Here is a 14772-nt window from a genome sequence, read left to right on the forward strand (position 1 = left end):
GAATACCGGACCTCCCCGACACCGCGACCGTGGCCGGCGTGATCATTCCTGCCGCTGCGGAGAGCATGGGCGGGGAACTGCTGCCCGTCGCCACGGCCGGCCGCACGTGGGCCGCACTGCGCGCCCTTGTCAGCCCGGACCGGGGCCGGGCCGTTTTCGGGCTCGGCGTCCTGGTCGCGGCCACCGCGATCGGGCTCCTTGTCCAGCCGCTGTTGGGCCACGTCGTCGACATCGTCGCCGACCGCCGCCCCACCGCCGACCTCACGCTGCCGGTCGTCCTCCTGGTCTTGGTGGCCGTGGCGCAGGGGTTCACCACGACCATCGGGCTGACCCAGGTCGCCCGCCTCGGCGAGACCGTGCTCGCCCGCCTGCGCGAGCAATTCGTGGAACACGTACTCCAGTTGCCCGCCGACCGTCTGGAGCGCGCCGGGGCCGGAGACCTGACCGCCCGCGTCACCGGTGACGTGGCCCGGGTCGCCGAAGCCGTCCGCTCGGCCCTGCCCGAGATGGCCCGCTCCGCACTCGCCATCGTCCTCACCCTCGGCGCGATGGCCTTGCTGGACCTGCGGTTCCTGCTGGCCGCTCTCATCGCCGTTCCCGTACAGGTGCTCACTGCGCGCTGGTACGTGCGGCGGGCCGTCACCCTCTACGCCGAGCAGCGCATCGCCAACGGGGCCCAGCAGCAACAGCTCCTGGAGACCATCGGCGGGGCGGTGACCGTCCGCGGGCATCGGCTGGAGCGGGAGCACACCGAGCGCAGCGCCGGGCGTTCACGGAGCGCCGTCGAACTGACCATGCGCAGCGTCAAGTTGGTGCTTGGCTTCTACCAGCGGCTGCACATCGCCGAGTACATCGGTCTGGCCGCCGTACTCGTGGCCGGATTCGTCCTGGTCGGTGACGGGACCGTCTCGGTGGGAACAGCGACGGCCGCCGCCCTGTACTTCCACAGCCTCTTCGGGCCGGTCAACGCGGCACTGGTGCTCCTGGACGACGTGCAGTCGGCGGGGGCCGGTCTCGCGCGCCTGGTCGGAGTGACCGACCTGCGGGAGACCGGCACGACGGACGAGGATCCCGTCCGCCTTCCGCACCCGAGGACCGTGACCACCGACGCCGGGGCGTCACCCGCGGCTGTCCGCGGCTCCGCGGCAGTCACCGTGGACGCTGTCAGCCACGCCTACGGAGCCGGCCGCCCTGTCCTGCACCAGGTCTCCCTCACCCTGCGGACCGGCGAGCACGTTGCTCTGGTCGGCACCAGCGGCGCCGGGAAATCCACGCTCGCCCGCCTCGTCGCGGGCGTCCAGCAGCCCACCGAGGGCAGTGTGACCGCGGGACGGACGGGCACCGCGTCCGTCGCCCTGGTCACCCAGGAAGTCCACGTGTTCACCGGCACGCTCGCCGACGACCTGCGCCTCGCCTGCCCCGGTGCCGACGACGCCGAACTGCGCATCGCGCTGGCCACCGTGCACGCGCTGGAATGGGCCGAGGCTCTGCCCGACGGCCTCGCGACCGTGGTCGGCGAAGGTGGTCACCGGCTTGCCCCCGCTCGTGCCCAGCAACTCGCCCTGGCCCGCCTCGTGCTGGCCGATCCCGAGGTCGCCGTGCTCGACGAGGCGACCGCCGAGGCGGGCAGCGCGGGCGCCCGGGATCTGGAACGCTCCGCCGAAGCGGCCCTGGCCGGCCGTACCGCCCTGGTCGTCGCCCATCGGCTCACTCAGGCCGTCGCCGCCGACCGGGTCGTGGTCCTGGAGTCCGGCCGCATCGTCGAAAGCGGCACCCACGACGAACTCCGCGTGGCACAGGGCCCGTACGCGACGCTCTGGCAGGCCTGGTCCGGCAGCCGCAGCAGGCACGTCGCCTGACCTCACAACACCCCACACACAGCGCACCGACCGTATTCCTCACACCGCGCCGAAGGGCGCCGCCACGTTCCGCTCGTTCCAGCGCACCCGGCCGCCCGCCGTGGCCGCGTCCGCCCTGCTGCTGTTCGGAGCCGCGGCCTGCGGCTCGGGCGAGAGCTGCAGCAAGAGCATCCTTGGGTCGAGCAGTTCCGCGTGGAAGGGTGCCTTCCCAGTCACCCTCACGCACAAGTACGGCAGCACCACCGGCAAGTCCGAGTCGCAGCGCATCGACACGGTCGGTCTCTCCGACCAGGACGCCGTCCTCGCGCTCGGCAAGATCCTGGTCGGCACGACCGAGTGGCTGGGCCGCTTCAAGGGCGCGATGGGCCCCTGGGCCGAGGAGGCACTCGGCGACGAGCCAGTGCCCACCGTCCCGCACGAGAACGGCACCGGGCCCCAGGGCGAGAAGGCAGGGAACCTGCCCGGCCGACTGACCTCTTGAGACCCGATCAAAACTCCCTTCGCTCACGGCGTCAGCGCCACGAGGTCGGGCAGATCCGGATTCACGCTCCGGATCTGCCCGACCTCGACGGGGGCACCGCTCGTACGCGTACGCCGAACGCGCCGTCCATGACGTCGGGCACCTCACCGCTCCGCTGCCGGCCAGCGCGCACAGCGCCCCGGCCTCACCACCGACGTGGTCCACGGGGCAGAAGCCCGTACAGCGCGCTTCTACCGCTCCGCCTTCGACCTCCACAGCAGCCAGGCGAAGTAAGGGGCGCCGATCACGGCCGTGACGACACCCACCGGGATCTGAGCGGGCGCGATGACCGTGCGACCGACCGTGTCGGCGACGACCACCAGCAGGGATCCCAGCAGCGCGGCCACGGGCAGCACTCGGCCGTGGCGCTGGCCCACCAACGCCCGTGCCGCGTGCGGGGCCACGAGTCCGACGAAGCCGATGACGCCGACCGCCGCCACGGCGGCTGCCGTGAGCACGACGGCGATGGCCAGCAGTCCCAGGCGTGCCGCGCCGAGCCGGATCCCGAGCAGTCGTGGTGTGTCGGCGTCGAGGCCGATCAGGTCGAGCTCGCGGCGCTTCGCGGCGAGTACCGGCAGCGCCAGTGCCAGCGCGCCGAGCACCGGCAGCGTCTCGGGGAACGTACGCCCGTAGGTGGAGCCGGAGAGCCAGACAAGCGCCTTCGTTCCGTTGAACGGATCGGTCAGCACGATGAGGAGGCTGACCAGCGCCGCGGCGCCCGCTGAGACTCCGATGCCGATCAGGACGAGCCGGTTCTGCTCCAGTCCGCGCCGGGCGGCCAGCCCGAAGACCAGTGCGGCCGCGGCAGTTGCTCCGGCGAGCGCCGATCCGCCGACCGCCCAGAAGCCGGCGAGCGGGACGACCGTCAGCGTGATGACAGCGCCAACTCCCGCCCCTCCCACGACTCCGAGGATCCCCGGTTCGGCAAGCGGATTGCGCGATACAGCCTGGACGACCGTTCCCGCGGTCGCCAGGGCGGCACCAGCGAGCACGGCGGCAGCGATACGGGGCATGCGGCTGTCGAGGACGAAGGAGACGAATCGCCCCGACCGCCCGGTGAGCCAGTTCCCGACATCGCCGAGCAGCAGCGGGGCGTCGCCGAGGAGGGTCGACGCCACGACGACGGCGGCGAGGGCCGTGCTGAGCACCACGAGCGTGACAGCGAACGCGCGGCGGCTCCGGAGCCGGGCGAACGCCACCGCAGGGCCCGCGTCACCCGCATCGTAGGACCGGTAGGCGAGGGCGACGAGGACGACCGCGCCGAAGAAGCTCGTCACGATGCCGGTCGGTACGGCGGCGCCCGCCTGGGCCCCGAACAGGGCACGCAGCAGTACGTCCGCGCCGAGCACGACGAGGACACCCGCGACCGCCGACGCGGGCACGAATGCACGATGGCGCAACAGCCCGGGTATCCGGGCACCGGCCAGTCGCACGACGGCCGGAGCGCACAGCCCGACGAAGCCGATCGGACCGGCGATGGTGACGGAGACCGCCGAGAGGGCCACGGCCAGGACGACGGCCAGCACCCGCGTGAGACGTGGGCTGACACCGACCACTGCGGCGCCGTCGTCGCCGAGGGCGAGGATGTCGAGCCGCCTGCCGAGTACGACAAGCCCTGCCAGCGCTAGGAGGGCTACGGGAGCGAGCCTGTCGATCGTCTGCATGCCGATCTGCGCCAGGGAGCCGTTGCCCCAGGCGTAGAGGCCGGTGGTCTGCTGGGCGCGCAGCAGCAGGAGCATCTGGGTCAGGCCGTTGAGTCCGAGGGTGAGCGCAGAGCCGGCCAGCACGAGTCTGGTGGGGCCGGCGCCGGCGCGGCCGAGTCCCAACACGACGGTGGCGGCGAGGAGTCCGCCGATCAGGGCCGTACTGCCCGCCATCAGTGGAGGCAGCGTGATGCCGAACGCGGCGACGGTGACGACCGCGAGATAGGCGCCCGCGTCCACGGCGAGTGTGTCGGGTGACGCCAGCACATTGCGGGACACCGACTGCAGTGCGGCACCGGCCGCGCCCAGTGCGCAGCCGACGGCGAGGCCCGCGGCGAGTCGCGGCAGCCGGGACGCGACCAGCACCGCGTCGGCCTGCGTCGGTCCGTCGTCGCTGCCCGGCCAGAGAGCGGTGAAGGCGCGCCAGAGGGTGTGCACTCCGACGGTCGCCGTGCCCTGGCTAATGTGGACGGCCATGAAGACGAGCAGAAGGAGGAGCGCGGCGACCGAAACAAGAGGCAAGGGGATGGGTCGGGCCGCAGGCCGACCGGCCCTGACGGAGAGGGGTGTCTCCGTCGGACCGGTCGGCGACACGAGGTCGGCCTTGGCCGCACGGGTACTCACGTTCACTTGGTCAGTGCGTCCACGAGCGCGTCGACGTACTGCGTCGTGGACGCCGTGCCGCCGAACATCCAGATGCCGTCGGGGAGTCGATGGGCCTCGCCCTTCTTCACGAAGGGAAGCGACTTCCACACGGCGTTGTCCTTGAGTCCGTCGGCGAACGGGTCCCCGCCGTCGGAGTCGTTGGCGATGTAGACGAATCGGGAGTCTCCGATCTTCGTGAGACCCTCGACATCCGTCGCGGCCAGGCCGTACGCCTTGTCGCCCTTCATGTTCCACGGGCTGACCAGACCGAGTTCGGTGTTGATGTCGGTCAGGAGTGAGCCCTTCACGAAGGGGCGCACCGAGACCTGGCTCCCTTCCTTCCAGCCATCGGCGAAGGCGACCTTCTCACCGTCGAGGCCAGCGGCGGCAAGTTCCTTCCTGCCCTCGGCGAGCTTCCGGCGGAAGGCGGCGATCTGCGCCTCGGCCTCGTCCTCGGTTCCGGTGGCCTCGGCGACGAGCTTGACGTTGTCGGTCATCTGATCGATCTGACGGGCGGCGTCCGCCGACCGTACGACGATCAGGGGGGCCACCTCGGAGAGCTGCTTGACGGCGGCGTCCGACAGGTCGGTCGTCGCGACGATCAGGTCGGGCTTCAGCGCGGCGACCGTGTCGATGCTGGGTTCGCCGCGGGTCCCTATGTCCTTGACGCCGGCGGGCAACGGGGCCGCAGTGTCGTACGCCTTGTAGCCCTTCACGTCGGCGACGCCGACGGGATCGACGCCCAGCGTGATGAGTGATTCGACAACGTTCCATTCCGTGCCGACGACGCGCTCGGCGGGGCCGTCGAGCTTCACCTTCTCGCCGCGGGCGTCGGTGACCGTCAGCGTGGCACCCGAGGCGGCCTCCTTCTTGGGCGCCTCCGTCGTACCGCAGCCGACGAGGCAGACCGCTGCGGTCAGTGCGATCGCGGGCCATGCCCAGTGCTTGGTCGTCATGAGATTCTCAGGGCCTTTCGAGGCGAAGGTGGTGTCTTCCCACCGCACGGGTGCGGGGGGTTCCCGTGGAGAGGTCGGTTTCGACCTCGATACGGATGCCATAGGTGTGGGTGAGTCGCTCGGTGTCGTACACCTGGGCAGGGGTGCCGGCGCAGACGACGCGTCCAGCGGAGAGCAGGACGACCCGGTCCGCCACCGCGGCGGCTTGGTCGAGGTCGTGCAGGACGACGCCGATGGTCACGCCGTGCGTGTCGGCAAGATCCCGGACGAGGTCCAGGATCTCCACCTGGTAGCGCAGGTCGAGATAGGTCGTCGGTTCGTCCAGCAGCAGCACTTCGGTGTCCTGCGCCAGACAGCAGGCGAACCAGACACGCTGCAACTGGCCCCCGGAGAGGCTCTCGACGCCCCGGTCCGCGAGCTCGGTCACGTTCGTGACTGCCAGGGCGTGCTCCACCAGCCGCGCGCCGTCGGGATCACTCCCCCGCAGCCGGCTGCGGTAGGGATGGCGTCCGAAGCCCACCACCTCGCGGACGCTGAGACCGGACGGAGTCACGCGGCTCTGAGCGAGCAGCGTGATGCGCCGCGCGAAGTCGGTGCGCGAAAGAGTGAGGGCGTCGACCTGGGCGCCGCTCTCGTTGCGCAGGGTCACACTGCCGGTGCGTGCTCGGTGCAGGCGGGCGACGGCGCGCAACAGGGTCGACTTCCCGCTGCCGTTGGGGCCGATCAGCGCCGTGACCTGACCTCTCGGAAGGTGAAGTTCGGCCTCGTGAACGACGTCGACGCCGTCGTAGGCGACTGTGACTCCCGCAGCGACGAGCCCGGTCGCGGCTTCAGTACCCCTGGCGGAAATACCCGGGTAGGCCACGGCGGAACGACGCGGCGGTATGTCTTCTCGGTCGAGCGCAGTCACGATCACGAACGAAGGTTAGCCTAACCTAACTATCAATGAAAACCGGCCTGACATTCAAACTCTGGCCAGAATCCTCGTTCGTTCACAGCCAGGCTCCCCCGCCGGGAACCCGACGCGACCTACCCGAGTGGGCCAGAATGTGCAACAAGGCGGTGATTGCCGACGGACGCGCAACCTTGGTACCGCTCAGCGACGTGGCGCTTGACGGCAACATCGGGTCACCCGTGCGCTGCGAGCTGGTGTATGAGCGCGGCGGCCCCAAGCGGATGCTCAGCACCGCCCTGCTGCTGCGGCTGCTCGCCATCCACGATGACGCCGACCCGCGGACCATCGGAGGGCTCACGGTCCGTACCGCGCATTTCTTCTCTCCGTTCGAGCGCGCATGGTACGGAGAATCGGCAGCACGACCCAGCTGAACGATCTTGGTCAGCCCAGGAAGCTCAGTCGAACATGACGGTTGACATTGTCTTTATTGGTGTCCACCAGACATACCGACTGCCACGTACCCAGTTCCAGGGTGCCGGCGATCACCGGGAGGGTGGCGTGGGGTGGGACCAGGGCCGGGAGGACGTGGTCGCGTCCGTGGCCCGGGGAGCCGTGGCGGTGTTGCCAGCGGTCGTCGGCGGGGAGCAGGGCGTGGAGGGCGGCGAGGAGGTCGTCGTCGCTGCCCACGCCCGTCTCGATGACGGCGACACCCGCCGTCGCGTGGGGCACGAAGATGTTGAGCAGGCCGTCGCGGCCCGCGGCGACCTCGCTCAGGAAGGTCTCGCAGTCGTGGGTCAGATCGACGACCCGCTCCGCGGAGCCGGTGGACACGTTCAGGATGCGCGTGCTGAAGGCGTCGGACATGCGTCCCATCCTCACTCACCCGGCGTCATGAACGCAGATCCCGGCACATTCGAAAACGGCGATCGACCGGCTCGTCGCCCGCCGGGAGGTGCACCTGCGCGAGCGACCCTGTGGTGCATGCTCCACGAGGCCGTAGCCCGCGCGGCGGAGATCCTGGGCGTCACCATCGGGGACCTGGGCTCCGCCCGCTGTCGCTGTCTGGTCAAGGGCAAGGGCGCCCGCACCAAGAGCCGTCGCCGTGCTCAGGTGCGTGGGGACTACGTGCTGGAGACCGTGTACGGGGTGCTGGTACTGCCCGGATGCTGCCGCGGCTGCTCAAGGGCCGCACTGCGGCCCGGTGTTCGTCACTCATCGCCGCCCCGGGCCCGGCACGGTCGTCAGCCCGCGCGACACATGCCCGGACACACGGCCGGCCCGGCTCTCGGCTTCACACCGTCGCCGGAGGCGCCCGCCGAGCTCACGAGCCTGCTCGCCCCCGGGGGCCGCAGCCGCTCAGCCGCGTTCCTTGATCCTTCTCGGTGGCGACGGCGGAGGCGGAGAGGAGCGTCGCCGCGGAGAGGCTGCCCCAGAGGGCGGCCGGGCCGTGGGGTGCGAGCGTGGTGATGACCGCCGGGGAGACGGCGAGCCCGAAGCCCGTGGAGAGCTGGAAGCGAGCGAGGGCGCGTCCCAGGACATGGGCCGGGGCGAGTGCGGTGACGAGCGCGGTGGCGCTGCCGGCGTAGATGATCTCGCCGATCGTGCAGACCACCGACACCGCGGCGACGGCCGGGGTACCCCAGCCGGGTCCCAGTGAGGTGGCCGCGAGGAAGCCGAGGTAGGACACGGTCAGCACCACGCCGGAGAGGGCCAGCACGGTGCGCCGGGGGAAGCGGGACATGAGGACGGTGACCGGCACCTGCAGGGTGACGACCATCGCCGTGTTGGCCACGAAGACGCCTGCCGACCACACCGATGACGCGTCGAACTGCGTCACCAGGACCATAGGGACCGCGATCTCGGGGACGTTGAGGCAGAAGACGTAGACCACGTTGGCGGCAAGCAGCGCGAGCATCCGAGGTGCGGGCTCGTCGTTCCGGTCCTCGGCCGGGGCGGCCTCCGCCGGATGTGCGTGCACGTGGACCGACCACGCCAAGGCCGCTGCGGCAAGGTAGGCGAGCGCGGTGACAGCTGCCAGCGCCCGCAGTACGTCGGTGCCGCCCGCCAGGCATACGGCGGCGAGGAGTGCTCCGACGCCCAGTGCGGCGTTGCGCAGGGAGCGGGCCCCTGCGAGGGCGGTGTCGCGTTCCCGGCCGTGGGCGACCGTGGCCACGAGCGCGGCGTGGGCGGCAGGCCATGCCTGGTTGCCGATGCCGAGGAAGAGTGCCGCGGTCGCGAAGAGCCAGACGTGCCCGGCCGGGGCGGCCAGCAGCAGCGCCACGCCCAGCACCCGCACGAGCATCGACGCCGCCACGACGGTGCTGCGTGCGCCGCGGTCCAGCCATCGGCCCACCGCGGGCATGCACACCAGACCCGCGACGATGCCGACCGTCATGGCGGTGCCGGTGACCGGCGGGGACAGCCTCAGTACCCTCACGCCGTAGAGCAGCAGAAAGGGGCGCAGCAGGCCGGTGCCCAGCGCGTCCACGGCCAGGGCGACGGCATAGCGGGGGCCTCCGGAGGCGCGAACGAGGGCGCGGGGCTGGATTCCGGTGATGGTTGCCATGGCGTCAGACGGTGCGTTCGGCCGCTGGGGCAGGGCACGTCGGTTGACGCACATCGTCAATCGACGGCGTCGCCGGTTGTCCGGGCGGCGATGATGAGGGGATGACGCTGAGGATCGACATCAGCGGCCTGCCGTCCGAGCAAGTGCGGTTCGCCGCCTCCCCGTTGGCCGAACTGACCGCGATGCTGCACGTGCTGGCCGAACCCGGTCACCATCCGCAGTTCGCCGGCTGGGCCGCGGACGTCTGGGGCGGGCTGCGGCCGGAGGCGGCCGAGCGGCTCAGGGAGGCGGAGTTCCTCTGGCGTTCCTCACAGGCCGACTTCCTGATCCCCGCACGGCCCCGGCCGACCCTCGCCGAGGAGCTGGACGACGTGGACCGGATCGACGACGAGACGTATGTGACCGCCGCGCTCGTCACCACGTGCGGCAGCAACCGGGTCCATTTCCGCGGGGCGTCGCCGCTCACCGACACGACAGCGCGCGAGAGGGCCCTCGACGTGGCCCAGGCCCGCGGCGCGCTGCAGGAGGCCTTCGCGGAACGGCTGCTCGCGGACCCGGCCGCGGTGCGGGCGCGGGTGCGCCACACCCTCGAAGAATGCGCCGAGGCATTCTTCGACGGCGCCTGGGCGGACATCGCGGTGCAGCTCGCCACCGATCTGCGCCTGAAGAACGAACTGCTCAGGCGCCACGGCATCGGCGCGGCACTCGCCTCGGTCTCCGGCGCGGTCACCCTGGCACCGGACGGCGACTGCATCGTCGTCGACAAGGTGCAGGACAAGGCGACCGCCGCCCGTGGCGCCGGGGTCACCTTCATCCCCAGCGTCTTCGGCCGCCCGCACCTGGTGGCGGTCCACGCGCCCGGGTGGCATCCGGTGGTGCAGTACCCCGTCGCCGAGCCGCGTCCGGCGGAGCCGGTCTCTCTGGAAACGGTCACCCTCCGGCTGGAGGCGCTCGCGCATCCGGTGCGGCTGCGGCTGCTGCGCACCCTGGCCCGCGGCCCGCACACCACCGGTGAGCTGGCCAACTTCTGGGAACTCTCGCCCCCGGAGGTGTCCCGCCACCTCGCCGTCCTGCGCCGCGCGGGCCTGCTCACGGCTCGACGGCAGGGCCGTTACGTCCGGTACACCCTCAATCCGTCCGATCTGACGGCGTTGGGCGCCGACCTGCTGGCGGCCGTACTGCGCTGAGCGGCTTCCATCTGTCAGAACGCGGGCGACCACCGCCTTCGCAGCATCATCCGACTCGGCACGTCGATCGAGGCCCGCAAGAGCTTGGCGCACGATCCGGCATGGATGTTCCTCAATCCCCGTCCATCCATCGAGACGGCATTGACCGTGCGTCGACAAGATGGCTACTTTCAGCGGCATGTTGCGTTCAGCTCTGCTCACCACGCGCGGTCACATCGACCTGCTGCGGGTGGCCTCCGCCGCGTGTCGCCGCGGCTGCTGACGCCCTTCCCCCGCATCTCCGGCTACGTCACGTAGTCCTGTACGCCCCTGCCCCGACCCCGCGTGACCTCACGCGGGGGCGCTGACGCATACGCGTACCCCTTTCACCTTCACCGCTGTCCTCCCCTGCCCTCTGCGTGGAGTACCCATGAGCATCAGCCATGCCCCGCCGGACCCGGACGCCGTCACCAAGTCGCCTGCCCCAAAGGCCGTCCCCGCCGATTCCGATACCCCGTCCCATGCCCACTCCCCTGCCGATTCCGGCGGCCGTCCCGAGCTCGTCCCTCTCGTTCCGTCCTCCACCCGCCGCACTCGGGTCCCGCGCTGGCTGCGCCGCACCTCCGGTCCCGTCCTGCTGCTCATCCTGTGGCAACTCCTCAGCGGTACAGGTGTGTTGACCCCCGATGTCCTCGCCTCGCCCGGCACCATCGCCCGCGTCGGCGGCGATCTCGTCTCCGACGGATCGCTGCCGAACGCCATGGGCGTCTCTCTCCAACGCGTGGCGTTCGGCCTGCTGTTCGGTGTCGTCGTCGGCACCGGGCTCGCCCTCGTCTCGGGCCTGTTCCGGGTCGGCGAGGATCTCGTCGACGCGAGCGTGCAGATGCTGCGGACCGTGCCGTTCGTCGGGCTGATCCCGCTGTTCATCATCTGGTTCGGGATCGGCGAAGCACCGAAGATCGCGATCATCACGCTGGGCGTCTCGTTCCCGCTGTATCTGAACGTGTACGCCGGAATCCGCGGCGTGGACGCACAGTTGATCGAGGCCGGGGAGTCGCTGGGGCTCTCCCGCTGGGGCCTCGTACGCCATGTGGTCCTGCCGGGCGCGCTGCCCGGCGCCATGACGGGGCTGCGGTACTCACTGGGCATCGCATGGCTCGCCCTCGTCTTCGCCGAGCAGATCAACGCCGATGCCGGCATCGGCTTCCTGATGGTGCAGGCCCGTGACTTCCTGCGGACCGACGTCATCGTCGTCTGCCTGATCGTCTACGCAGTCCTGGGCCTGCTCGCCGACTTCGTCGTCCGTACCCTCGAAAGGCTGCTGCTGAAATGGCGACCGACGTTCACCGGCCGGTGACCACCACCAAGTCCCCCTCTACATCGTCCGGTTCGGCTGTACGCGTGGAAGGGCTCACCCGCTCCTTCGACGGGCGCTCCGTCATCGACCGCCTCGATCTCGACGTGAAGCCCGGCGAGTTCGTGGCGCTGCTCGGCCGCAGCGGCTGCGGCAAGTCGACCCTGCTGCGCATCCTCGCCGGGCTCGACCGCGACATCGAGGGCACCGTGCTCGTGCCGCGCCGCAAGGCCGTCGCGTTCCAGGCTCCGCGCCTCATGCCCTGGAAGCGGGTGTGGCGCAATGTGCTGCTCGGGCTGCCGGGCAAGCCCCAACGGGATGTCGCCGAGCAGGCGTTGGAGGAGGTCGGGCTCGGACATCGTACGAACGCCTGGCCCAAGACGCTCTCCGGCGGCGAGGCCCAGCGCGCGTCGCTGGCCCGCGCTCTGGTGCGCGAGCCCGATCTGCTGCTGCTCGACGAGCCGTTCGGCGCCCTCGACGCGCTCACCCGCATCAAGGCGCAGCGCCTCGTCGACGAGCTGTGGCAGCGGCGCGGCTGCGCCGTCCTCCTGGTCACGCACGACGTCGAGGAGGCCGTCCTGCTCGCCGACCGTGTGCTCGTGATGGATGAAGGCGTCATCGCGTACGAGACCGAGATCGATCTGGAGCGTCCGCGCGGGATCTCCGACCCACGCTTCGGCGAACTGCGCGCCGAGCTGCTCCAGCGCCTGGGGGTGGAGACCCCGGACAACTCCCGCTCAGCCACCGCCTGACTCATAGTCAGTCCGGCTTCGACACACACCGCCCGTACCGGCACACCCGCCCTACGGCCATTCCGGCCTGCACCGACGGGCCGCCGAAGTCCATCGGCCGAGACCGAGCAGCCATGCCCGCATCGCCAGGACCGACCCACCAGGACCGACCTGCCATGAACCCATTGAACGGACTCCCCATGCAACGACGCCTCGCCCCCGCTCTGCTGCTCCCCCTGGCCCTGCTGCTCGCCGCCTGCTCCGGCACCTCCGCCGCCGATACGTCCACGGGCGGCTCGGGCAGCGGCGGGACCGACGGCAAGGGGAGCCTCACGCTCAACGTCGGTGACCAGAAGGGCGGTTCCGAAGCCGTCCTGCGGGCCGCCGGCGAGCTCGACGACCTCGACTACAAGATCCGCTGGTCGACCTTCACGTCCGGGCCACCGCTCCTTGAAGCCGTCAACGCCAAGGCGGTCGACATCGGAGGGGTCGGCAACACCCCACCCGTCTTTGCCGCCGGCGCCAACTCGAAGATCTCCATCGTGGCGGCCAGCCACGGGACCGCGAAGGGCGACACGATCCTCGTACCGAACGATTCGACGCTGAAGAAGCCCGCGGAACTCAAAGGCAGGTCCATCGCCGTGGCGCAGGGTTCGTCGGCGCACTACCAGTTGGTCGCGTCCCTGCAGAAGGTCGGTCTGTCGCTGAAGGACGTGCAGGTCAAGTACCTCCAGCCGGCTGACGCGCTGGCCGCGTTCACCGGGGGCAAGGTGGACGCCTGGGCCGTCTGGGACCCGTACACCTCCCAGGTTCTGCGGGGGAAGCAGGGGCGTGTGCTCACCGACGGGGACGGACTCACCAATGGGCTCGCCTTCCAGGTCGCGGCGCCGTCCTCGCTCAAGCACAGCAAGAAGGCCGCCGCGATCGGCGACTACCTCAAGCGGCTCAAGCGCGCTCAGGACTGGGTCTTCAAGCATCCCGAGGCCTGGGCGAAGGTCTGGGCGAAGGACACCGGGCTGCCCTACGACGTCGCTCTGGACGCGGTGAAGCGCACCAACGGCACCCGGGTCACCGTCGCCGTGGACAAGCCCGCCATCGCCTCGGAACAGCAGATCGCCGACACCTTCGCGAGGCTGAAGCTGATCCCCCGCAAGGTCGACTTCGCGTCGTTCGTGGACACCCGGTTCAACGGTGGTCTGCCGGCGTCGACGACCGCACCCCGCACCTTCGGCAAGGAGTCCTGACGATGAGCGTCCACCTTCACTGGTTCCTGCCGACGGGCGGCGACGGCCGCACGCTCGTGGACCGGCACGCCTACACCGACGGAGGCGTGAAGCGCTCGCGGATCGCTCCGGTCAGCGGCGTGCGCGCGCCCGACATCGACTATCTGACCCAAATAGCCAAGGCAGCCGAGCAGTTGGGGTTCGAGGCGGTTCTGACGCCGACGGGCACGTGGTGCGAGGACGCCTGGCTGACGACGGTGGCCCTCGCCCAGCACACCGAGCGGCTCAAGTTCCTCGTGGCGTTCCGGCCCGGCGTGATCTCGCCGGTGCTCGCCGCCCAGATGGCAGCCACGTATCAGCGGATCACGCGCGGGCGGCTGCTCCTGAACGTGGTGACGGGTGGTGACTCGACCGAGCAGCGGCGCTTCGGCGACCACCTGGACCACGACCGGCGCTATGCACGGACCGACGAGTTCCTGTCGGTCGTACGGGATGTGTGGAGCGGGCAGCCGTTCGACTTCGACGGTGAGCACTACCAGGTGGAGGGCGGTCTCACCGCGCTGCCGCCGGACCCGGTGCCGGAGATCTTCTTCGGCGGTTCGTCGGCCGCGGCGGGTCCGGTCGCCGCGCGGCACACCGATGTCTATCTGACCTGGGGCGAGCCGCCCGAGCAGGTGAAGCAGAAGATCGACTGGATCCGAGGGCTCGCCGAGAAGGAGGGGCGCACGGTCCGCTTCGGGATCCGGCTGCACACCATCTCGCGCGACTCGTCGGCGGAGGCGTGGGCCACGGCGAACCGGCTGCTCGACGACCTGTCGCCGGAGACCGTGGCAGCCGCCCAGGAGGCACTCGGCCGCAGCGAGTCGGTCGGGCAGCAGCGGATGCTGGCGCTCCACGGGGGTTCGCGCGACGACCTGGAGATCTCCCCGAACCTGTGGGCGGGCGTCGGTCTGGTGCGGGGCGGCGCGGGCACGGCGCTCGTCGGCAGCCACTCCGACGTCGCGGACCGGATCGAGGAGTACCACGCGCTGGGCGTCGAGCACTTCGTCCTGTCGGGCTACCGTTCCTAAAGACTGAGCGGGAGTGAGTCCTGTTGCCAGAGCCCATGCTCAGCCGAACGCCCCGAGCGGTCCTGGGCGTTCTGGTCCACCGCG

The 14772-nt window shown here is 70.7% G+C and carries 12 protein-coding genes and 3 pseudogenes; 10 read left to right on the top strand and 5 right to left on the bottom strand.

Going from position 1 to position 14772, the window contains the following annotated elements; all coding sequences use genetic code 11:
- The first annotated feature begins 65 nt into the window (after positions 1-65).
- Both ACZ67T_RS43180 and ACZ67T_RS43185 read left to right on the top strand, forming a co-directional pair.
- The gene (locus tag ACZ67T_RS43180) at positions 66-1859 is read left to right on the top strand and encodes an ABC transporter ATP-binding protein (protein WP_469992179.1); all 1794 of its coding nucleotides are present in this window, start codon (positions 66-68) and stop codon (positions 1857-1859) included.
- Positions 1860-1893: 34 nt separating this feature from the next.
- A pseudogene (locus ACZ67T_RS43185) lies at positions 1894-2319 on the top strand (iron-siderophore ABC transporter substrate-binding protein); the annotation flags it as partial.
- Positions 2320-2570: 251 nt separating this feature from the next.
- On the opposite strand, the gene ACZ67T_RS43190 reads toward ACZ67T_RS43185, so the two are convergent.
- The 3 genes from ACZ67T_RS43190 to ACZ67T_RS43200 are packed head-to-tail and all read right to left on the bottom strand — an operon-like array spanning position 2571 to position 6533.
- Positions 2571-4676: an iron ABC transporter permease gene (locus ACZ67T_RS43190; protein ID WP_469992180.1), complete on the bottom strand. Its 2106-nt coding sequence runs from the start codon at positions 4674-4676 to the stop codon at positions 2571-2573.
- A 32-nt stretch (positions 4677-4708) separates the two neighbouring features.
- Positions 4709-5683: an ABC transporter substrate-binding protein gene (locus tag ACZ67T_RS43195; protein WP_469992162.1), complete on the bottom strand. Its 975-nt coding sequence runs from the start codon at positions 5681-5683 to the stop codon at positions 4709-4711.
- 7 nt (positions 5684-5690) lie between these two features.
- Positions 5691-6533, bottom strand: a complete 843-nt coding sequence (locus tag ACZ67T_RS43200; protein ID WP_469992182.1) for an ABC transporter ATP-binding protein — start codon at positions 6531-6533, stop codon at positions 5691-5693.
- A gap of 95 nt (positions 6534-6628) precedes the next feature.
- Here ACZ67T_RS43200 and ACZ67T_RS43205 point away from each other — a divergent pair, with 95 nt between their 5' ends.
- Positions 6629-7009 (top strand): hypothetical protein, encoded by a 381-nt coding sequence (locus tag ACZ67T_RS43205; RefSeq protein ID WP_469992164.1) that lies wholly within the window; start codon positions 6629-6631, stop codon positions 7007-7009.
- 10 nt (positions 7010-7019) lie between these two features.
- On the opposite strand, the gene ACZ67T_RS43210 is transcribed toward ACZ67T_RS43205, so the two are convergent.
- Positions 7020-7442 (bottom strand): YjbQ family protein, encoded by a 423-nt coding sequence (locus ACZ67T_RS43210; protein ID WP_469992166.1) that lies wholly within the window; start codon positions 7440-7442, stop codon positions 7020-7022.
- A gap of 31 nt (positions 7443-7473) precedes the next feature.
- Between ACZ67T_RS43210 and ACZ67T_RS43215 the strand changes: the two are divergent.
- Positions 7474-7881, top strand: a pseudogene (locus ACZ67T_RS43215) (site-specific integrase); the annotation flags it as partial.
- A gap of 18 nt (positions 7882-7899) precedes the next feature.
- On the opposite strand, the gene ACZ67T_RS43220 reads toward ACZ67T_RS43215, so the two are convergent.
- On the bottom strand, positions 7900-9144 hold the full coding sequence (locus ACZ67T_RS43220; RefSeq protein ID WP_469992167.1) for an MFS transporter: 1245 nt from the start codon (positions 9142-9144) through the stop codon (positions 7900-7902).
- A 101-nt stretch (positions 9145-9245) separates the two neighbouring features.
- Between ACZ67T_RS43220 and ACZ67T_RS43225 the strand changes: the two genes are divergently transcribed.
- The 6 genes and pseudogenes from ACZ67T_RS43225 to ACZ67T_RS43250 all read left to right on the top strand — a co-directional run.
- Positions 9246-10331, top strand: coding sequence for a DUF5937 family protein (locus ACZ67T_RS43225; protein ID WP_469992169.1), 1086 nt, complete (start codon positions 9246-9248; stop codon positions 10329-10331).
- A gap of 178 nt (positions 10332-10509) precedes the next feature.
- Positions 10510-10593 (top strand): putative leader peptide, encoded by an 84-nt coding sequence (locus tag ACZ67T_RS43230; protein ID WP_349817350.1) that lies wholly within the window; start codon positions 10510-10512, stop codon positions 10591-10593.
- Positions 10594-10740: 147 nt separating this feature from the next.
- Entirely contained in the window at positions 10741-11667 is a 927-nt protein-coding gene (locus ACZ67T_RS43235; protein ID WP_469992171.1) for an ABC transporter permease, read from the top strand.
- A complete protein-coding gene (locus ACZ67T_RS43240; protein ID WP_469992173.1) occupies positions 11640-12416 on the top strand; it encodes an ABC transporter ATP-binding protein in 777 nt (258 codons plus the stop codon). Before ACZ67T_RS43235 ends, ACZ67T_RS43240 begins: the two co-directional genes overlap by 28 nt.
- Before the next feature lie 179 nt (positions 12417-12595).
- Positions 12596-13639, top strand: coding sequence for an ABC transporter substrate-binding protein (locus tag ACZ67T_RS43245; RefSeq protein ID WP_469992184.1), 1044 nt, complete (start codon positions 12596-12598; stop codon positions 13637-13639).
- A gap of 2 nt (positions 13640-13641) precedes the next feature.
- Positions 13642-14679: pseudogene (locus tag ACZ67T_RS43250) on the top strand (LLM class flavin-dependent oxidoreductase); the annotation flags it as partial.
- Positions 14680-14772 lie beyond the last annotated feature (93 nt).

It is taken from the genome of Streptomyces sp. NPDC107517 (assembly GCF_055582645.1).